17 protein-coding genes, 1 rRNA gene and 1 riboswitch are annotated in these 18,111 nt (G+C 45.3%); of the genes, 13 read left to right on the top strand and 5 right to left on the bottom strand.

The annotated features are described in order from the left end of the window. Positions 1 to 27 precede the first annotated feature (27 nt). On the top strand, positions 28 to 348 hold the full coding sequence (glpE, locus tag ACTS60_RS02165) for a thiosulfate sulfurtransferase GlpE (RefSeq protein WP_440886956.1): 321 nt from the start codon (positions 28 to 30) through the stop codon (positions 346 to 348). Beyond that, the gene (glpG, locus tag ACTS60_RS02170; protein WP_440886957.1) at positions 348 to 1,190 is read left to right on the top strand and encodes a rhomboid family intramembrane serine protease GlpG; all 843 of its coding nucleotides are present in this window, start codon (positions 348 to 350) and stop codon (positions 1,188 to 1,190) included. The genes glpE and glpG overlap by 1 nt, the downstream gene beginning before the upstream one ends. 69 nt (positions 1,191 to 1,259) lie before the next feature. Here the strand turns inward: glpG and ACTS60_RS02175 are convergent, their stop codons facing one another. Then, complete coding sequence (locus ACTS60_RS02175; protein WP_440886958.1) at positions 1,260 to 1,670, bottom strand: flagellar basal body-associated protein FliL; 411 nt, start codon at positions 1,668 to 1,670, stop codon at positions 1,260 to 1,262. 153 nt (positions 1,671 to 1,823) lie between these two features. On the opposite strand from ACTS60_RS02175, the gene ACTS60_RS02180 reads away from it, so the two are divergent. Together ACTS60_RS02180 and ubiA are read left to right on the top strand one after the other, a co-directional pair. Then, positions 1,824 to 2,363 carry a chorismate lyase gene (locus ACTS60_RS02180; RefSeq protein WP_440886959.1) on the top strand — a complete coding sequence of 180 codons (540 nt, stop codon included), beginning with the start codon at positions 1,824 to 1,826 and terminating at the stop codon, positions 2,361 to 2,363. Next, the gene (gene ubiA / locus ACTS60_RS02185; RefSeq protein ID WP_440886960.1) at positions 2,364 to 3,218 is read left to right on the top strand and encodes a 4-hydroxybenzoate octaprenyltransferase; all 855 of its coding nucleotides are present in this window, start codon (positions 2,364 to 2,366) and stop codon (positions 3,216 to 3,218) included. It begins immediately after the preceding gene. A 90-nt stretch (positions 3,219 to 3,308) separates the two neighbouring features. Here ubiA and plsB read toward each other — a convergent pair whose 3' ends face one another. Then, positions 3,309 to 5,735, bottom strand: coding sequence for a glycerol-3-phosphate 1-O-acyltransferase PlsB (gene plsB, locus ACTS60_RS02190; RefSeq protein ID WP_440886961.1), 2,427 nt, complete (start codon positions 5,733 to 5,735; stop codon positions 3,309 to 3,311). 368 nt (positions 5,736 to 6,103) lie between these two features. Here plsB and lexA point away from each other — a divergent pair, with 368 nt between their 5' ends. The 3 genes from lexA (at position 6,104) to dinF (ending at position 9,152) form a co-directional block, all read left to right on the top strand. Next, entirely contained in the window at positions 6,104 to 6,724 is a 621-nt protein-coding gene (lexA, locus tag ACTS60_RS02195; RefSeq protein ID WP_440886962.1) for a transcriptional repressor LexA, read from the top strand. Positions 6,725 to 6,958: 234 nt separating this feature from the next. Then, complete coding sequence (locus ACTS60_RS02200; RefSeq protein ID WP_009705150.1) at positions 6,959 to 7,753, top strand: class I SAM-dependent methyltransferase; 795 nt, start codon at positions 6,959 to 6,961, stop codon at positions 7,751 to 7,753. A 55-nt stretch (positions 7,754 to 7,808) separates the two neighbouring features. Further along, positions 7,809 to 9,152, top strand: coding sequence for an MATE family efflux transporter DinF (gene dinF / locus ACTS60_RS02205; protein WP_440886963.1), 1,344 nt, complete (start codon positions 7,809 to 7,811; stop codon positions 9,150 to 9,152). A gap of 68 nt (positions 9,153 to 9,220) precedes the next feature. On the opposite strand, the gene sthA is transcribed toward dinF, so the two are convergent. Next, positions 9,221 to 10,651, bottom strand: coding sequence for a Si-specific NAD(P)(+) transhydrogenase (gene sthA / locus ACTS60_RS02210; protein ID WP_302847034.1), 1,431 nt, complete (start codon positions 10,649 to 10,651; stop codon positions 9,221 to 9,223). 264 nt (positions 10,652 to 10,915) lie between these two features. Between sthA and fabR the strand changes: the two genes are divergently transcribed. Together fabR and ACTS60_RS02220 are read left to right on the top strand one after the other, a co-directional pair. Beyond that, positions 10,916 to 11,557: an HTH-type transcriptional repressor FabR gene (gene fabR / locus ACTS60_RS02215; protein WP_010444457.1), complete on the top strand. Its 642-nt coding sequence runs from the start codon at positions 10,916 to 10,918 to the stop codon at positions 11,555 to 11,557. After that, positions 11,557 to 11,922 carry a YijD family membrane protein gene (locus ACTS60_RS02220; protein ID WP_038884856.1) on the top strand — a complete coding sequence of 122 codons (366 nt, stop codon included), beginning with the start codon at positions 11,557 to 11,559 and terminating at the stop codon, positions 11,920 to 11,922. The genes fabR and ACTS60_RS02220 overlap by 1 nt, the downstream gene beginning before the upstream one ends. Before the next feature lie 65 nt (positions 11,923 to 11,987). Here the strand turns inward: ACTS60_RS02220 and trmA are convergent, their stop codons facing one another. After that, entirely contained in the window at positions 11,988 to 13,097 is a 1,110-nt protein-coding gene (gene trmA, locus ACTS60_RS02225) for a tRNA (uridine(54)-C5)-methyltransferase TrmA (RefSeq protein ID WP_182027376.1), read from the bottom strand. Between the two features lie 186 nt (positions 13,098 to 13,283). Continuing rightward, a riboswitch (cobalamin riboswitch) is annotated at positions 13,284 to 13,482 on the top strand. A 58-nt stretch (positions 13,483 to 13,540) separates the two neighbouring features. On the opposite strand from trmA, the gene ACTS60_RS02230 reads away from it, so the two are divergent. The 3 genes from ACTS60_RS02230 to murI all read left to right on the top strand — a co-directional run bounded on the left by ACTS60_RS02230 (position 13,541) and on the right by murI (position 17,028). Further along, positions 13,541 to 15,415, top strand: a complete 1,875-nt coding sequence (locus tag ACTS60_RS02230) for a TonB-dependent receptor domain-containing protein (protein ID WP_440886964.1) — start codon at positions 13,541 to 13,543, stop codon at positions 15,413 to 15,415. Between the two features lie 82 nt (positions 15,416 to 15,497). Further along, positions 15,498 to 16,181, top strand: coding sequence for an ATPase (locus tag ACTS60_RS02235; RefSeq protein WP_440886965.1), 684 nt, complete (start codon positions 15,498 to 15,500; stop codon positions 16,179 to 16,181). Between the two features lie 40 nt (positions 16,182 to 16,221). Next, complete coding sequence (gene murI / locus ACTS60_RS02240; RefSeq protein ID WP_045393385.1) at positions 16,222 to 17,028, top strand: glutamate racemase; 807 nt, start codon at positions 16,222 to 16,224, stop codon at positions 17,026 to 17,028. Here the strand turns inward: murI and ACTS60_RS02245 are convergent. Beyond that, a complete protein-coding gene (locus ACTS60_RS02245; protein WP_440886966.1) occupies positions 16,991 to 17,446 on the bottom strand; it encodes an RNA-binding protein in 456 nt (151 codons plus the stop codon). The genes murI and ACTS60_RS02245 overlap by 38 nt on opposite strands. A gap of 571 nt (positions 17,447 to 18,017) precedes the next feature. On the opposite strand from ACTS60_RS02245, the gene ACTS60_RS02250 reads away from it, so the two are divergent. Next, positions 18,018 to 18,111, top strand: a 16S ribosomal RNA gene (locus tag ACTS60_RS02250); the annotation flags it as partial.

Genomic DNA, 18,111 nt, shown 5'->3' on the forward strand with positions numbered 1-18,111 from the left:
AATTCTGAGAATAACATGAGAAAGTAAATGGACCAGTTTCAACATATTGATGTACAAAACGCTCAAGCATTGCTTAAACAAGGCGAAGCAAAACTTGTCGACATTCGTGATCCTCAATCTTTTGCTGTCGCGCATGCAGAATCCGCTTTTCATCTGACTAATGACTCAATCGTATCCTTTATGAATGAGGTAGAGTTCGAGCAACCTGTTTTAGTGATGTGCTATCACGGCATAAGTAGCCAAGGCGCAGCACAATATTTGGTTAACCAAGGCTTCGAACAGGTGTACAGTGTAGATGGTGGCTTTGAAGCCTGGCAACGAGCAGAACTCCCGATAGTGAGAAGTTAATGAAGAGATTGGTAACGTTAAATAATCCACGTATGGCGCAAGCCTTCATTGATTACATGGCATCACGCAAGATAGAGATCCAGATGATGCCAGAAGGTGAAGGGCAGTTTGCGCTTTGGTTGACGGATGCGCAGCATGAGATAGAAGTCGAAGCCGAACTGAAACAGTTCTTAGCCGACCCATCGGCTTCTAAATACAGCGCGGCTTCGTGGGACGTTGCCGATACTCGTAAGAGTAAATTCCATTACTCCAGTCCAAGTATCATGGGGATGGTCAAAGCCAAAGCCGGCCCAGTGACTTTGTTGATCATGGCCGTTTGTACGGTTATCTACTTTTTACAGATGTTCGGCTTTGGCGAAGGCGTGTTTGCTTTGCTGCATTTCCCGGCTTTTGAAGGTCAACAATGGCAGATTTGGCGTTGGGTCAGCCATGCATTGCTGCATTTCTCAGTGACACATATTGTGTTTAACCTACTGTGGTGGTGGCAATTAGGTGGTGATATTGAACGTCGTTTAGGCTCTGGGAAGTTACTGCAAATTTTCTTTATATCTGCCGCGCTGTCTGGTGCGGGGCAGTTCTATGTCGAAGGGGCTAATTTCGGGGGCTTGTCTGGTGTGGTTTATGCCTTGCTGGGTTATTTGTGGGTTCTTGGCTACCGACTACCACATCTTGGTTTGACGCTACCAAAACCGATTATCGGCTTTATGTTAGTGTGGTTAGTGTTGGGCTTTGTTCAGCCATTTATGGCGATTGCTAATACTGCTCACCTGGTGGGTTTGCTCTCTGGTATGGCAATTGCGCTGTTTGATTCAGGCAAACAGAAATACCAACAAGCATTGTGAACACTTGATAAGAATAAAAAAGACCGCCGATTGGCGGTCTTTTGTTTTGTCGTGTTAAATCGGCGGGAATTATTGATAAAGGTACTTAGTAAAGAGTAAGTCAGCAATAATTGTCTTGCCAGTTTCTGGTAGAAGAATCTCATTGAGTTTTTCTACCAAGGTTTTACGTAAGTCTTCTCGGCCAGATAACGATTTAATCGTATCTTCAGTTTGCTTGCCCAATAACTCTATAACCGCATCACGAATGAGTGGTTGATGATGCTCGACAACGGCAAGATCTTGTTGGCTCATAACCATAATATCGATACGAACTTGTACATAACCTAGCTTTTTGCCCTTGGTGTAAAAGTTAGTGGTTAAATCTGGTTCAAGAGTAAAGTAGGCCAACTGAGGTCCTGCTTCTTCCGATTCTGCCCAGGTAGGAGCTGAGATCAGCAAGCTCAATGCAAAAATAATTTGGGCTATATAACGTTTGTACATATTTCTAACTTTTCTTTCTCTGGATCGCGATACTCGAATCGCTCTAGTCTTGATACAATAGACCGTCTATAACAAATAACAGAACTTACAGTTTCAATAAGACGGTAAGTTGTTGCTTTATTGTACGCATAAAGCCACCAATTGAATACTAGTATGAATCAGCCGACATCACTCTATATTACTTCTTTAATGGAAGTAGAGTGGCAAAAACCCGAAGATTTCGACTTTCCCAATGAATTTGCTCAACATTGGCTTGAGGAGCAAGGGTCTTTGTCACGCCGCTTGAAGCAGCATTGTCAGGAGCTGACAGTGGAATTGCTGCATAACCAAATTGTAACTGCGCAGACATTACGTGCAGATGAAAGTCTATTGTTGTCTGATCAAGATTGCCTGCTGAGAGAGGTGATTTTAAGTGGGGATAACACGGATTGGGTCATAGGGCGCACGCTAATCCCACGTACAACCTTGGTCGACCAACAATATGACTTGGCTCAACAGGGCGATATCCCGTTGGGCTTGACCGTATTTAGCGCTGATAATGTTGAACGCGATGCTCTGCAAATGGGATGGGTCACTCTGCCACAGGGGCAATTTTTAGCGCGTCGTTCAAGACTGTGGATGAATCACAAACCTATGCTGGTTGCTGAGTTATTCTTACCTAATTCACCGGTTTACGCTAAGGAGAAGGTGTAAATGTCCGCAGAAAAAGCCAAAGCATATTGGCAACTGATGCGAATGGATCGCCCAATTGGCTCTCTGTTGTTATTGTGGCCGACGGTTTGGGCACTTGTGATTGCGGCCCAAGGCATACCAAGTTGGAATGTACTTATTGTATTTGTATTGGGTGTGTTCCTAATGCGTAGCGCTGGCTGTGTGATTAACGACTTTGCTGATCGTAAGGTCGATGGACATGTGAAACGTACGAAGCAGCGTCCTTTACCTTCGGGTAAAGTGACCTCGAAAGAAGCGATTGGTCTGTTTTTGGTTCTTGGTATCAGTTCATTCTTGTTAGTGCTGACTATGAACCCGCTGACGATTAAGCTCTCTTTTGCGGGTATTTTTTTAGCGTTCATTTATCCATTTATGAAGCGTTACACCCATTTGCCACAGCTGTTTTTAGGTTTGGCTTTTAGTTGGGCGATTCCGATGGCGTGGGCTGCGCAAACAGGCGAACTGCCTTGGATTGTGTGGTTTGTGTTTGTGATTAACGCTTTGTGGACTATTGCTTACGACACTCAATACGCGATGGTTGATCGTGATGATGATTTAAAGATTGGCATCAAATCGACGGCTATCTTGTTTGGTCGTTATGACAAACTAGTGATTGGCGTTCTGCAGTTGGTTACCTTGGCAATGCTGGTGCTACTTGGCCAGCACTACCAACTTGGGCAGAGCTACTACTGGACAATTCTGATGGCTGCTTCCTTGTTTGTATATCAACAGCATTTGATTCGTCACCGAGAACGTGATCTGTGTTTTAAAGCGTTCCTTAATAACAATTATGTAGGAATGGTGATTGCGATAGGTCTATTTATCGCTTTCTGGTAAGCGCTCAGTACAAAACATTCAGATATAAAAAAGGCATCCGATTGGATGCCTTTTGTGTTTTTGTCGAGATGAATATCGAGCTTAAGCGGATTATGCCTGCAGCTGGTGGATACTCTCTTCGATAGTCAACTTCACTTCTGGATAAAGCAGAGCAAATAGCAGTTTGGCAAATTGCTGCGTCTTCTCAAGATCGCAGTTGCCGTCACTATCTAGGTATTGCTGTTCTTTCAGTGTATTGAACATCGCAGCAAACACACCCTTGTCGAAGAACTCTGGTGCGTTGATGCCGTGTAGACGACCCAAGCGTTGTGCAATGTCTTGGCTTTGTTGCTCAAGGTCAGATTTACCAAGTTCTTGGTCGGCAACCAATAGATTCATTGCAATAGAGTAGCGCTGTAGGGTTTCTGTGATAGTGCGACCCAACAGAACCAATGGTTGGTTGTTGGACTGGTTGATTTCCAGCTTATCCCCTTCTTGGCAAACCATTTTCTGCTCAACGAACTCGTTTAAGATCTTCACTACCAGCTCATTCAATTCCTCTTCCTTGTAGCTTAGGAACAGCTCTTTTTTCAGGAATGGGTAAATTTGAGCGACGTTTTCTTGAATCTTCTCTACCGTCACGTTGCGCTGACGAATGATCATTTGAGCAATCAAAGAAGGCAGGGCAAACAAGTGGATAATGTTGTTGCGGTAATAAGTCATCAGAATCGACTGGTTACGATCCAATGAAATGATGTCACCCATGGTGTCAGTTTCAATCACGAACTTATCTAGGGAGATTGCGTGATCTACTAACTCTTCAGCACTTTCGGTTGGAATCGTTGAAGTGCTTGAGTACGGGTTGTTTTTAAGTAGCTTCAGGTAGCATTCAATCTGATTAATCAGAGAATCACGAGACAACGCGCGCTGACGAGATGCCAGTAGTGCCGTCGCACACAATGTCAGTGCGTTGGTTGCTGCTGCATCGTTAATGTGCGTCATCATCTTGTTTGCTAGGCCGTTCACCACAGGGTTCATCCATTGTGGTTTGCTGCCGCCCATGCGGTCGATGTCTTTAGTCCATTCTGGCGCGTGTTCATTCAGGTATTGGTTTAGCTGAATCGGTTCACCGAAGTTCACGTAACCAAGACCAAAGTTGCGCAGCTTACGCAGAGTACGCAGAACAAGACCCGCGTTTTCTTTCTCTTTGCGCGAACCGCGAAGTTCTTTGGCGTAAGTACCCACTTCCATTACATGCTCGTAACCGATGTAAACAGGTACTAGTGTAACTGGACGGTTTAGACCGCGCAGCATGGCTTGAATCGTCATTGCCAACATACCAGTTTTTGCTTGCAGCAGACGACCAGTACGCGAACGACCACCTTCACTGAAGTACTCAACCGAGTAACCTTTAGCAAACAGCTCAGACAGGTACTCACGGAAAATGGTTGAGTACAGTTTGTTGCCTTTAAAGCTACGACGAATAAAGAACGCACCACCATGACGGAAGATTGGACCCGCCGGGAAGAAGTTCAGGTTAATACCAGCGGCAATGTGAGGTGGCACCATACCTTCATGGTACAGAACGTAAGAGAGCAGTAGGTAGTCCATGTGACTGCGGTGACATGGCACGTACACGATCTCATGACCATCTTGCGCTAGGCGACGAACCGTCGAAGCGTTGTTGATGTGTAGACCTTGGTACAGCTTAGTCCACAACCAACCAAGAATACGATCGCCGTTTTTCACCAAACCATACGAGAAGTCTGCCGCAATCTCATCCATGATGTCATGGGCTTCTTTGCGAGCTTTCTCGATAGAAATGTTTTTGCTTTGCGCTTCGTCTTCAATCGCTTTTTCGATTGCAGGCGATTCCATTAAGCGTGCAAACAGCACTTGGCGTTGAGGCAGGTTCGGACCTGATGCCGCGAGCTTCTGACGAGAGAAGTGGATACGAGCAACACGTGCAAGCTTGTGCGCAATAGCGCTATCTGTCCCGTGAGAATCTGCCATGTAACGCAGTGAAACCACAGGGCTAAAGCGTACTAGACAGTCACGACCGGCTGCCATGACCGCTTTTGCTTTTTGCGGACCGTTCATTGGTTGCAGGTACGGTTTGTGGTTTTCTTCTTTACCTGGCTTGCGGCCCCAAAGTACCGTTGCTGGGATCATTTGAACGTCTAACTCGCTGTCGAGTTTGTGCAGTTCAAGTAACTCAGTAAATAGAGCAACAGACTCGCTTGGCACGTCATTATCATTGTTCATCACGGTTGGGCGAGATGCGATAAAGACGTAGCGAGTGAGTTTTTTGCCATTGATGTCTAGCGGGCTAAGCGGGTCTGGTAGACCTAGGCTCAATGCTTGTTTTTGTAGTGTCAGCAAATCCACGTTCGAACGGAATGGTAAGGCATACACAATCGGCTTAGTGAGATCGATGTTGAGATCGTCAATCGGATTCGATGGGATAGTGGTGCCCTTTACCATTACCGATAAAGGTAGTTTTAGTAATGAACGTGAAAATGATTGTCCAGAAGACATAAAGTTCACAGCCTCAATAGGTATTCAAACAAACCTAACCTTATTTCTGTGTCCGCTTTACCTTCTTATATGAAGAAGGAAATAGATACGGCTATAGAAATAAGCCTAGGCGATAAAATTTAAGCGCAGCAAGGATACCAGAAACTGGTCAAACCTTTTAATTTTATTGAGTGGAAATTAATCGAACTCCTAGGTTGTTGCTTTCACTAGACGAATTGGGTATTGAGCGTTTAAAACGCATGTTTACTTGAGGTTTGTGGGTGGGATCTGAAACTGGCGCAAATAAATTAAAAAACAACCAATTGGGTTTTCATTTGTTCGTTTACTGGATATACTCACAGTTAACTGTATAAAAAGACAGGTGACATATGAAGCCGTTAACGCCACGCCAACAACAAGTTTTCGATTTGATTAAAAGCAAAATCGAAGACACCGGAATGCCACCAACTCGTGCAGAGATTGCGCGTGAGCTGGGCTTCCGTTCTGCAAATGCTGCAGAAGAACACCTAAAAGCGCTTGCTCGTAAACAAGCGATTGAAATTATTCCTGGCGCATCTCGCGGGATCCGAATCCTACTTGAAGATGCGGCAAACGACGATCAAGGCTTGCCTTTGATTGGTCAAGTTGCTGCTGGTGAGCCGATTCTGGCTCAAGAGCATGTGGAATCTCACTACCAAGTAGATCCTGCGATGTTCAAGCCTAAAGCCGATTTCTTACTTCGCGTAAACGGCGAAAGTATGAAAGATATCGGTATCATGGACGGCGACTTACTTGCTGTGCACAAAACTCAAGATGTGCGCGATGGTCAAGTTGTCGTTGCTCGTGTTGATGACGATGTGACAGTGAAGCGTCTCGAGCGCAAAGGTTCTACAGTACTGCTGCACGCAGAAAACGAAGAGTTTTCACCAATCCAAGTCGACCTAACGTCACAACACTTGATGATCGAAGGTCTGGCAGTTGGCATCATCCGCAATACCGACTGGATGTAGGCTTCTTACCTCAAGTATTCTAATAAAGCCCAGCGCTCTGCTGGGCTTTGTGTTTTCTGCACTTTCTTTTCCCATTTTTATTTTCTTCAAAGCACATTTCTTTTCTTACAAGCATAGTTACGTTCGCACTGACTCAGAGTTTTTGGCTGTTACGGTAAAACTTGAAAGTGATATTGAGATTTATTATCATCTAATTCCATTTAACCATTTTCTTTTCGGCGCAAGGAAATGCCCATGTCCAAGCCTCAACATCACGTACCTAATCATCTGTTGAAACCGTTGTTTTTGCGTAGCCGCGAAAGTTTGGTCGATAACGGCTTGGTGTACGATCCGATCGCTGCAAAAGCGTGCTTGAGTTGCAAGATGGCGCCAGATTGCATCAGTGGCGACGTTGATCAGAAGCAGCTGCTGCACGTGACTTTAACTCAGCTGTGCGATCAGCAGGTCAGTCACTTTCTTCAACAACACTCAGACGCTTGGATCATTAACGTCGGTGCCGGTTTAGATACGCGCTTCTACCGTTTGGACAATGGTCGTTGTCACTGGATTGAACTGGATGTCACCGAGAATCTGGTTTGGCGTCAGCGATTGTTTCATAAAAACGAACGCTACGAGCATCGTTGCGGCAGCGTAGAAGACATGAGTTGGTTAGATGAACTGCGCATCCCTGAAAAGGCACCAGTATTGATTCTGTGTGAGATGGCTTTACTCGATTGCGATGAATCGCGCGTTGCGACTTTCATCCAAACTCTGGGTCGTCATTTTGTATCGGCAGAAGTGTGCATGGTACTAGCAGGTGACTTAACCGAAAGTAAATGGGGTCAGAAGCTCGGCTCAGATACGTATGCACATGGTTTTGAAGCACCAGCACAACAAGTACTGCATTGGCTGCCATGGGCGCAATGGGTGAAAGCCTTCTCGCCATTCGACCGATTCTGCTCACGTTGGAAAGCATGGCAACGTTGGTTGAATAAGATCCCAATGTTGAAGCATCGTCTCACGCCAGTTCTCGTTCACATCAAGTGGTAATTGGCTAGGCATTGAACACTCAGGTACACTCGCTGATCTAAACAACGAGGTGCCTGTGACAAACTCTATCTTCTCTCCTTTATCGAATCCTCAAGTGCATCGCCAAGTGTTAGCGCTCGCTATTCCTATGGTGCTGTCGAATATTACTGTTCCACTATTGGGCTTGGTTGACGCTGCGGTGATCGGTCACCTTGAACACGCTTGGTATCTAGGTGGTGTTGCGCTTGGTAGCACCATGATCAGTGTGACGTTTTGGTTGCTTGGCTTTTTACGTATGTCGACTACTGGATTAGCGGCGCAATCCTATGGTGGTGAAGACCGAAAACAACTCGCCTTGGTGTTTATGCAAGGCTCACTCATGGCATTGCTGTTTGCGTTAGTCTTTCTTATTGCCCATAACCCGATCGCGGATCTGATATTTGGTTGGAGTGATGCCAGTGCGGAAGTGAAGCGCTACGGCATGCAATATTTCTCCATTCGTGTATGGAGTGCGCCCGCTGCGCTGATGAACTTTGTTCTGTTGGGTTGGTTGCTCGGAACGCAAAACTCCAAAGCACCAATGTGGATGGTGATCATCACCAACGTAACCAATATTGCGCTCGATTTGCTGTTTGTTATTGGCTTGGGCTGGAAAGTCGAAGGGGCAGCGCTAGCGTCGGTGATTGCTGATTACTCAGGCATGGCGTTTGGCTTGATGTGTGTGTGGAAAACATGGCGTGCACGTCAATTGCCATCACCTAAGAGCCTTCTCACCGATACTCAACATGGGCTAGGGCGGTTCGTAAAACTCAATCGCGATATCTTCTTACGCTCACTCTGTTTACAAGCTACGTTTAGCTTTATGACTTTCCAAGGTGCGAGCTTTGGTGATGATGTGGTTGCGGCCAATGCGGTATTGATGAGTTTCTTGATGATGATTTCCTATGGCATGGACGGTTTTGCTTACGCCATGGAAGCCATGGTTGGTAAAGCGATTGGTGCCAAAGACCGAGCGCAGCTCAGTGCTTCGTTGATTGGTATTTTCTTTTGGAGTCTGATCATCTGTTTAGGTTTGACTGCAGTATTTGGTTTGGCGGGATCACACTTGATCGCCATGATCACTTCGATTGAAGCGGTGCAGCAGCAAGCTTCGGTGTATCTGCCATGGCTGGTGGTCATGCCATTGGCCTCGATGTGGTGCTTCCTCTTTGATGGCATTTTTGTTGGTGCCACTAAAGGTAAAGATATGCGAAACAGTATGTTCGTGGCGACTTGCTGTTTCTTTGCGATTTTCTTTTTGTTCTCTGGCTGGCAAAACCATGCGCTGTGGTTTGCGATGACCAGTTTCATGGCAATGCGAGGGATTGGACTCGGCGCTATATTCTTCTATCAATGGCGCAAGGGAAGCTTTCTTGCCTAGTTACACATAAAAAAACAGCAGGTCGAAACCTGCTGTTTTTGCTTTTGGATCATGGCAACCCAATTGAATTAGAATAATCGGTTCAAACCGTTCAGTGCCGCTACGCGATACGCTTCTGCCATGGTCGGGTAGTTAAAGGTGGTATTGACGAAGTATTCAATCGTATTGGCTTCGCCTTTTTGTTCCATGATGGCCTGACCGATGTGGATGATTTCCGCCGCGCGCTCACCAAAGCAGTGAATACCAAGAATCTCTTTGGTTTCACGATGGAAGAGGATTTTCAAACTGCCGATGTCTTTACCTGCAATCTGTGCACGAGCGAGATGCTTGAACGAAGAGCGTCCCACTTCGTAAGGCACTTTCGCCGCAGTCAGTTCTTGCTCGGTTTTACCCACTGAGCTGATTTCTGGAATGGTGTAGATACCCGTTGGGATGTCATCAATCAGATTTCCGTCAGCTTGTCCTTTCGTGATGGCTTGTGCCACGAAACGACCTTGGTCATACGCTGCACTCGCTAGGCTAGGGTAGCCAATCACATCACCGACTGCATAGATGTGTTCCACCTCTGTACGGTAGTTACCATCTACTTTAAGTTGCCCGCGAGAGTCGCTTTCTAATCCAACTGCAGGTAGGTTGAGTTTGTCTGTATTACCCGTTCGACCATTAGCATACAGTAAGCAGTCTGCTTTCATCTTTTTACCTGATTGCAGGTGTACGATTACGCCGTCTTCGGTGCCTTCTATTTTCTCGAATGTTTCGTCGTTGCGAATCACCACGCCGCTGTTCCAGAAGTGGTAAGACAATGCATCTGAGACTTCGTTATCTAGGAAAGAGAGCAGACGGTCGCGAGTATTAATCAGATCGGTCTTTACACCCAAACCACGGAAGATAGAAGCGTATTCACAACCGATAACCCCAGCACCGTAAATGATGATGTGGCGAGGGTCGTGTTTCAGGCTCAGGATAGAGTCACTGTCGTAGATGCGTTCATGCAAGAAGTCGACGTTGTTCGGTTGGTATGGACGAGAGCCTGTGGCGATAACAAATTTGTCCGCGGAGTACACCTCTTCCGTACCATCACTTTGCATCACCGCGATGGAGTAGTTATCGATAAAGCGCGCAGTACCAAACAACAGTGTGCATGAATTGCGGTCATAAAAGCCCTGACGAAGTCGAGTTTGCTTATCAATCACCGATTTCGCATGACCTAAAATGTCAGAAAATGTTGCATGAAGGCTGGTGTTATTACGACAGAATAGAGGGTTGCTATTGAACTCAATGATACGGCTAACCGCGTGACGCAATGCTTTCGATGGTATGGTTCCCCAGTGCGTACAACCGCCACCAACACTGCTTTCTTTTTCAACGATGGCAACATTCAGACCGGCTTTGGTCAATCCCATTGCCGCCCCTTCACCGCCAGGGCCACTACCAATTACGATCACGTCATAGTGATTAGCATGCGCCATGATGTCTTCCTTGTTATATTTAATTAACATTGCTGTAGCGGGATTTTAACTCATTTGCTCTACAGGTACACATCATCGCTGCTAGAGAGTGGAAGTGATCACGTAGAATCGACCAAAAGAACTAATTGGTATGCTGTATGTCTACAATTTGAAGCGAAACGTTTGCATTTAAACGTCGGGCAATAGTAACTTGCTCGCGCTTGCTTCAGTCGAGGCAACATATCTTTTTACGTAGGGGCTAATTGCGTTATATTGATGCTCTTGTACCCAATAGAAAAAAGAGCAAGTTTTAGAATGAAATCGATGGGAATCCGCGCGCAGCAAAAAGAAAAGACACGTCGATCATTGATCGATGCGGCATTTAATCAACTCAGTGCGGATCGCAGCTTTTCCAATCTCAGCTTGCGTGAGGTTGCCCGGGAGGCCGGAATAGCACCCACTTCTTTTTACCGTCACTTCAAAGATATGGACGAACTTGGTTTAACCATGGTTGATGAGGGCGGTCTACTGTTACGCCAACTGATGCGTCAAGCTCGTCAGCGTATTGTCAAAGAAGGCAGTGTGATTCGAACTTCGGTTGAAACCTTCATGGAATTCATTGAAAGTAGTCCTAACGTATTCCGCTTGTTGTTGCGTGAGCGCTCTGGTACTTCCTCTGAGTTTCGTACTGCTGTCGCTCGAGAAATACAACATTTTGCGGCAGAATTGACTGAATATTTAATAAGCACCGGTATGACCAAGGAAGAGGCGTTTACTCAAGCTGAGGCGTCAGTCACTTTGGTATTCAGTTCAGGTGCGGAAGTTTTAGACTTAGATCGACGTGAGCGCGATGAACTCGCCGAGCGATTGATCATGCAATTGCGAATGATAGCCAAAGGGGCTTATTGGTATCGCAAAGAACGTGAACGTAACCGATTAAAAGGCGGGATAGAATAATGTCGAATGGAAATAAATCTGAAAAGAAAACGCTGATTTTGGCACTGGTTGCAGGTATGTGTGGTGATGCTTTGTTGTCATGGTTGACCATGAGCGAAGTATCTTTCTCAATCTTCCCTCTGATTGCACTCGTGCTAGCAGTACAGGCGCTTTACCAAGAATACCTTAACAACCCAGTATCGGAAGATATCCCACTTGTTGGTCTGGCGTGTTTCTTCGTGGGGGCATTTGGTCACTCTGCTTTCATCAAAGCACAATACCCAGAAGCAGGTTCTAACTTCTTCGCGATCCTAGTTTCAATGATTCTATTGGCTTGGGTTGGAAAAAAGCTAGGTTTCATGGAAAAGAAAACTTCTGCTGAGTAAGCCAAAAGAACTCAACAAAAAAGCGAGCTACTGAGCTCGCTTTTTTTATGCCTGACGCTGGTGGATTACGCTTTGCGTTCCAATAGTACGCCAGCTTCCATGTGGTGGGTGTAAGGGAACTGGTCAAACAGAGCAAAACGCGTCACGTTGTGTGTTTCACATAGAATGTCCAAGTTCTCTTTTAATGTTTCAGGGTTACAAGAGATGTACATGATGCGCTCATAACCTTGCACCATTTTACAAGTATCAACGTCCATACCTGAGCGTGGTGGATCAACAAAAATTGTATTGCAGTTGTAGCTCTTCAGATCCACGCCTGCATCTTGTAGGCGACGGAATTCACGCTTACCTTCGATTGCCTGAGTAAACTCTTCCGCTGATAGACGTAGGATTTGTACGTTATCAATCTCGTTCGCGGCGATGTTGTACTGCGCAGAAACCACAGATGGCTTCGCTAGCTCAGTTGCTAACACGCGGTCAAAGTTTTGTGCCAGCGCCAGAGAGAAGTTACCGTTACCACAGTAAAGCTCTAGTAGATCCCCCGTGCTTTCTTGAGTGCAGTCGACCGCCCATTCCAGCATCTTCTCTGCCACTTTACCGTTTGGTTGGGTGAAGCTGTTTTCAACTTGCTGGTAAATGTAGCTTTGACCATTCACATCTAGCTTTTCGATCACGTAATCACGGTCTAAGACAATCTTCATCTTACGTGCACGGCCAATGATGTTTAGGTTGAAGCCCTCATCATTTAAGCGTTGTTTTAGTGCTTTTGCGTTTTCAATCCATTCTTCGTCAAGTTGACGATGGTAAAGCAGTGAAACCAGAATCTCACCACTTAGGGTAGACAGAAAATCCACTTGGAACAGTTTGCGACGTAATGATTCGTTGTCTTTCATCGCATCCACTAAAAGTGGCATCAAGTCGTTGATCAGGCGACTGGCTGCTGGGAATTGGTCAACACGGTATTTTTCACGAGTTTCTTGGTTGAACATGATGTAGTAAAGGTCTTCACCTTCATGCCAAACGCGGAACTCAGCACGCATGCGGTAGTGCTGCTCTGGTGATTCAAACACTTCCAGTTCTGGCACGTTGTATGGCGCGAACATATCGGTCAGACGTTCGACTTTTTCAGCCAGTTGTTCTTGGTAGCGTTGTGGGTTTACATCAAGAGTAGCCATGATCTTACCTTTTATGGTGCATTCAATTTAAGAGCGCAGATTTTATTCAATCTTAATAGGATGTCCAGTTTTGTGCCCTAATTGATCTAAAGATAGTGTGTTCTGTGTCAGTTGATACTCAAATGAACCAAATCGTTACAATGGTCAGGGTTAATATTGGCTGGACAAATAATCAATAGCTTAATAGTATTTGCCTCAAGCTGGTGCTATCTAGCAATCTAGATGGCTGAAATGGGAATCTGGTGGAAATCCAGAACTGACGCGCAGCGGTAAAAGAGAACGAACGCTCATTAAGACACTGCATTAGTTTATGTGGGAAGTCGAGCAAGTAGGTAGAACAACCTCGCTCTTAAGTCCGAATACCTGCCAGCAACTGAGCCACAGCACTGGACTGCTCAATAAGAGTAGGGCTCGGTAGGAATTACGCGATTTAGGACAATACAATGAGAAAAACTCTTCTTGCGATGACGTGTGCATCGCTGCTTTCACCTACCTTTTATTCACAGGCCCAAGAAGCCTCCGCAGACGAAACGGTTGTGGTTACCGCAAACCGATTCCAGCAAATTGATGGTGCGGTTCTCGCACAAACCGTTACCGTAACTAAAGAAGATATTCAACGCCTTCAAGCAAATAGCCTGTTTGATGTGTTCCGTACTCTGCCGAGTGTTGAAGTTGCTCAATACGGTGGACGTGGTCAATCTGCATCTATCTACGTTCGAGGTGGTAGTTCATCCCAAGTTCTGGTTTTAGTAGATGGTGTACGTATGCCACGTGCAATCATGGGTGGTATCGACTTTAACCAATTTCCAATCAACTCGATTGAACGTATCGACTACATTCGTGGGGCGCGAGCTTCTATTTACGGTTCGGAAGCGATTTCTGGTGTAATCAACATTATTACTCGTGCGTCTATTAATGACGATTCAGGTCGAGTGTCTGCAGGTTATGGCTCAAATAACTATAAAAAAGGCACGTTTGTGGTCTCTAAACCTGTAGGTGAAGGGAAACACTTTAAGGGCGTGCTCGGTTACGAGAAAACAGACGGTTTTAACGTTAAACCTTTACCAGGTGTGAACGACGGTGATGAGCATGGCTTTGAGACACTCAACTTTAAACTAGGCTACCAACAAAATTTCTCTGATAACTTATCTGGTTATGTTGGGTTGAGTGCTTACAACAATGACTACGATTACGATAACAGTAGCTATGGTAATCCTGCTTGGGGAACGGTTGATAAGCACGAAAAGAAAACGGGTGAAGTTGAGTATGTTGGTGCAGATCTGTCGTTGGAATATAACAGAGACGTTTACTCATCTGAATTGAAACTGGCTTATGGTCAGCAAGACAACTATGACCATAAATCAGGCCAAAGCAAATCAACTGGCGACCACGTTGCTATTGAACAGTTCAACGCGATTTGGCTGAACTCGTACAGTGTTAACGAAGAGTTGAGCGTTGGTGGTGGTTTGGATTACCGTACTGAGAAGCTCGCCAAGGGCTATATTGCACCAAGTGACTGGGGACCAGCTAAAGACTACGATCCAGAAAAGAACCCAAGAACCAACTTTGGTGTTAGTGCCATTGCTCAATACGCTTATGACGTCTGGACGTTAGAAGCGAGTGTACGTAATGACGACAACAACCAGTTTGGTAACAACACCACGTGGCAAACTGCAGCGGGTTGGAAGTTTTACCAAGGTTATGAATTGACTCTGAGCCACGGTACAGCCTTCCGCGCCCCGAGCTTTGTTGATTTGTATTACCCAGGCTACGAAATGCCAAACCTGAAACCGGAAGAGTCAGAAAATACCGAGCTGTCGCTATCGGGTGCAGTATCGATTGTTGATTGGACGGTAACGGGTTACTACAACCAAATTGAGAACATGTTGATTTGGGAAGGAGCTGGCATGCAAAATGTTGGTGAAGCCGAAATTAAAGGTGTGGAGCTAGAGGTGAAATTCGATACAAATATCGTTTCTCACGAGTTCTACTTAGATTACAAAGACCCCGTTGATAAATCTGGTGCAGAAGATACTCAACTCGCTTACCGCTCTAAGCGCGGTGCCAAATGGAACGCTTACGCGACGTTTGACCAATGGACGCTAGGTTCACAGTATCTATACCAAGGCGAGCGGTTTAGTGGCAGTACAAGATTGCCGAGCTACAGTCTATGGAACTTCACCGCGTCTTACGCAGTAAGCCAAAACTGGGACATCAATGCGAAGCTAAGTAACGCCTTTGATAAAGATTACGAGATGTATGTGGGCTACGCGACACCAGGGCGTCAGTACTTTGTCTCGGTGGACTACCGCTTCTAATCGAATCTAATAAGACCGCCACATCGGCGGTCTTTCTTATTGTGAGTCAGGTCCGAGTGGAAATTGGTAACGAGGAAAGTTAATGACAAAAGCAAAACGTGTCGTGGTCAGCTGGTCGAGTGGCAAAGACTCTACGCTAACGTTGGAGCGACTAAACGAGAATCCCCTTTATCAGGTGGTTGGCTTGTACACCACCTACGTTGATAAAGAAGTGCCTTTCCAAGCGACGCCATTAGAGGTTGTGCAAATGCAGGCAGACTTACTTGGCCTTCCGCTTATAACTATCGAACTGTCTGAAGTGTTCCCGAGTAACGACATTTATCAATCGACTATCGTTAATGCATTACATAATAGTGGACTAAACATTGAAGCCGTCGCGTTTGGCGATATGTTCTGTAATGGTATTGCCGATTATCGACGCAGCTATATTGAGCCTGCTGGTTGGGAGTGTGTCTTCCCTTTACTAGGAGAAGAGAGCAGGGTGTTAGCGATTGAAATTGTCGATCGTGGCATTCAAACCATGCTGGTAACGACCGATGGAGAAGTATTGCAGTCGGAGTTGTGTGGACGTAGGTATGACAAAGCACTAATAGAGTCATTCCCCGGTCATATTGATCCCTGCGGAGAAAATGGCGAATTCCATACATTGGTGACATCAACCCCTTCATTTCAAGGACATATAGAATTGACTATGCTTGAAGTGGAAATAGGGGAGCGATTCAGTCATCAAAGATACCAAGCCAAAGCATTGCCAAAACAAATCTAACCAGTATGATCGCCGAGTCCCTAATTTGCAGGTAAGACTCGTGCGAGCATCAAGTAAGAAAAAAGTCCTAGTGTTTGATTCCGGTGTCGGAGGGTTATCGGTCTTCCAAGAAATCCACCGACTTCTGCCACATATGGATTACTTGTATCTGTTCGATAACGAAGCCTATCCGTATGGTGAGCTCGATCAAGATGTGTTGATTACTCGCGTTAATAAGCTGGTGGCAGCGTTGGTCGAAGAGCATCAAGCTGACATCGTGGTCATCGCCTGCAATACCGCAAGTACCATAGTGCTGCCTTCACTGCGTGCGAATCTATCTATTCCAGTTGTTGGTGTAGTTCCTGCGATAAAGCCAGCATCACTACTTGCTTCTCAAGGCGTAGGACTTATTGCTACGCCCGCGACAGTGACTCGTCAATATACTCATGAACTTATCCGCGACTTTGCTCAAGGCAAACCAGTCGAGTTATTAGGCTCGACTCGCTTAGTGGATATGGCAGAAGAAAAGCTGCGTGGTGAAAGTATTTCTCTTTCAGAGTTGGAGAGTATTCTTCTCCCACTACGTAATAAAGTCGATGTTGCAGTACTAGGCTGTACTCACTTCCCTTTAATTAAAGACGAAATACATCAAGCATTGGGTGGCGAAGTAACGTTAGTTGATTCTGGAGAAGCCATTGCCCGACGAGTGAAAGCGTTAATATCGAGTGACACAAAGGAAGAGAGTAAAGATGAGGGGAGTAAGAAGATATATGCCAGTGCACCTCCTTGGCAAGAAGATGCACTGAATGTATGTTTGGCAAACCTAGGATTTAATCCTGTTCAGGTTTATCGCCATCCGGGTGTTTAGGGTCATTAGCAATACGCACTTTAAGCGTACGTTCCATATATTCCTTCTCATTAAGTTTAGCGATAGTAGGTTTTGCATCTGCTGCTGCCATCACTACGAAACCAAACCCTCTTCTTTTACCAGTGCGCTTATCTTTCATTAAGCGTACCGCGTAAACCTGCCCGTACTCAGCAAACAAATCACGAACGTGACTCTCATTAGCCTTATAAGGAAGGTTGCCGACATACAGCGTTTTAGTTGAAGGATCGGAATCAGAAGATTGAATAACAGGTGTCTTGCTAGAAAGTGAAAACAGAAAAGCAGTAGCGACAACACCGATAACAAAGCTCAATGCTGGTGAGACTGGTACTTGAGAGAAGATAACTCCACCAAGAACCGACAACCCAACACATAAGATCAGATTTTTTTTAGACGTCATTTTGATTACTACATATAGATGAAAAATAGATAAGCTGCCTATTAACAAAATAGACACACGGATCTTACGTATATGGTTGGTGTTTTTCCAACCAATTGCTGTGATATGTCTCAAATGTGACGAAGAAATATGCAGATATTACGTGTTTGATGGATAAATAAGCGCTTGAACTGTTTTTTTAAAAAAAGGGTTGCGCTCATTTCTAGATTCCCTATACTGCGCATCCACCGACACGGAGTGAGACGAAAGTCACACAGCGAGTCGGGAAGAGAGAAAAAAGAATTTGAAAAAATGCTTGACTCTCAAATTTGGAGGCGTAAGATACGCACCCCTAACGACGAAGCGCTGAGGTGGTGAGTTAGTTAGAAAAAGCTCTTTAAAAATAAGAACCTATCAATCTGTGTGGGCACTCGTTGATGATAATCCAATTAGATATTTCTTTCTTAACGGAAAGCGGTATCAAATTAGGTTTCAATGAAACGAAGTGACCATTGAATCGAAAGATTCAGCACAGTCAATTCAAACATTACTTTATGTAATGTTCAGTATTCATTGAGCCGAACAAAATCTTAAATTGAAGAGTTTGATCATGGCTCAGATTGAACGCTGGCGGCAGGCCTAACACATGCAAGTCGAGCGGAAACGAGTTATCTGAACCTTCGGGG

Source organism: Vibrio sp. WZ-1, from assembly GCF_052037695.1.
Taxonomy (GTDB): Bacteria; Pseudomonadota; Gammaproteobacteria; order Enterobacterales; family Vibrionaceae; genus Vibrio.

What these genes read in the sequence shown, in the direction of transcription:
- glpE (WP_440886956.1), top strand. Translation starts at nt 28, where the DNA reads ATGGACCAGTTTCAACATATTGATGTACAAAACGCTCAAGCATTGCTT.
- glpG (WP_440886957.1), top strand. Translation starts at nt 348, where the DNA reads ATGAAGAGATTGGTAACGTTAAATAATCCACGTATGGCGCAAGCCTTC.
- ACTS60_RS02175 (WP_440886958.1), bottom strand. Translation starts at nt 1,670, where the DNA reads ATGTACAAACGTTATATAGCCCAAATTATTTTTGCATTGAGCTTGCTG.
- ACTS60_RS02180 (WP_440886959.1), top strand. Translation starts at nt 1,824, where the DNA reads ATGAATCAGCCGACATCACTCTATATTACTTCTTTAATGGAAGTAGAG.
- ubiA (WP_440886960.1), top strand. Translation starts at nt 2,364, where the DNA reads ATGTCCGCAGAAAAAGCCAAAGCATATTGGCAACTGATGCGAATGGAT.
- plsB (WP_440886961.1), bottom strand. Translation starts at nt 5,735, where the DNA reads ATGTCTTCTGGACAATCATTTTCACGTTCATTACTAAAACTACCTTTA.
- lexA (WP_440886962.1), top strand. Translation starts at nt 6,104, where the DNA reads ATGAAGCCGTTAACGCCACGCCAACAACAAGTTTTCGATTTGATTAAA.
- ACTS60_RS02200 (WP_009705150.1), top strand. Translation starts at nt 6,959, where the DNA reads ATGTCCAAGCCTCAACATCACGTACCTAATCATCTGTTGAAACCGTTG.
- sthA (WP_302847034.1), bottom strand. Translation starts at nt 10,651, where the DNA reads ATGTTAATTAAATATAACAAGGAAGACATCATGGCGCATGCTAATCAC.
- fabR (WP_010444457.1), top strand. Translation starts at nt 10,916, where the DNA reads ATGAAATCGATGGGAATCCGCGCGCAGCAAAAAGAAAAGACACGTCGA.
- ACTS60_RS02220 (WP_038884856.1), top strand. Translation starts at nt 11,557, where the DNA reads ATGTCGAATGGAAATAAATCTGAAAAGAAAACGCTGATTTTGGCACTG.
- trmA (WP_182027376.1), bottom strand. Translation starts at nt 13,097, where the DNA reads ATGGCTACTCTTGATGTAAACCCACAACGCTACCAAGAACAACTGGCT.
- ACTS60_RS02230 (WP_440886964.1), top strand. Translation starts at nt 13,541, where the DNA reads ATGAGAAAAACTCTTCTTGCGATGACGTGTGCATCGCTGCTTTCACCT.
- ACTS60_RS02235 (WP_440886965.1), top strand. Translation starts at nt 15,498, where the DNA reads ATGACAAAAGCAAAACGTGTCGTGGTCAGCTGGTCGAGTGGCAAAGAC.
- ACTS60_RS02245 (WP_440886966.1), bottom strand. Translation starts at nt 17,446, where the DNA reads ATGACGTCTAAAAAAAATCTGATCTTATGTGTTGGGTTGTCGGTTCTT.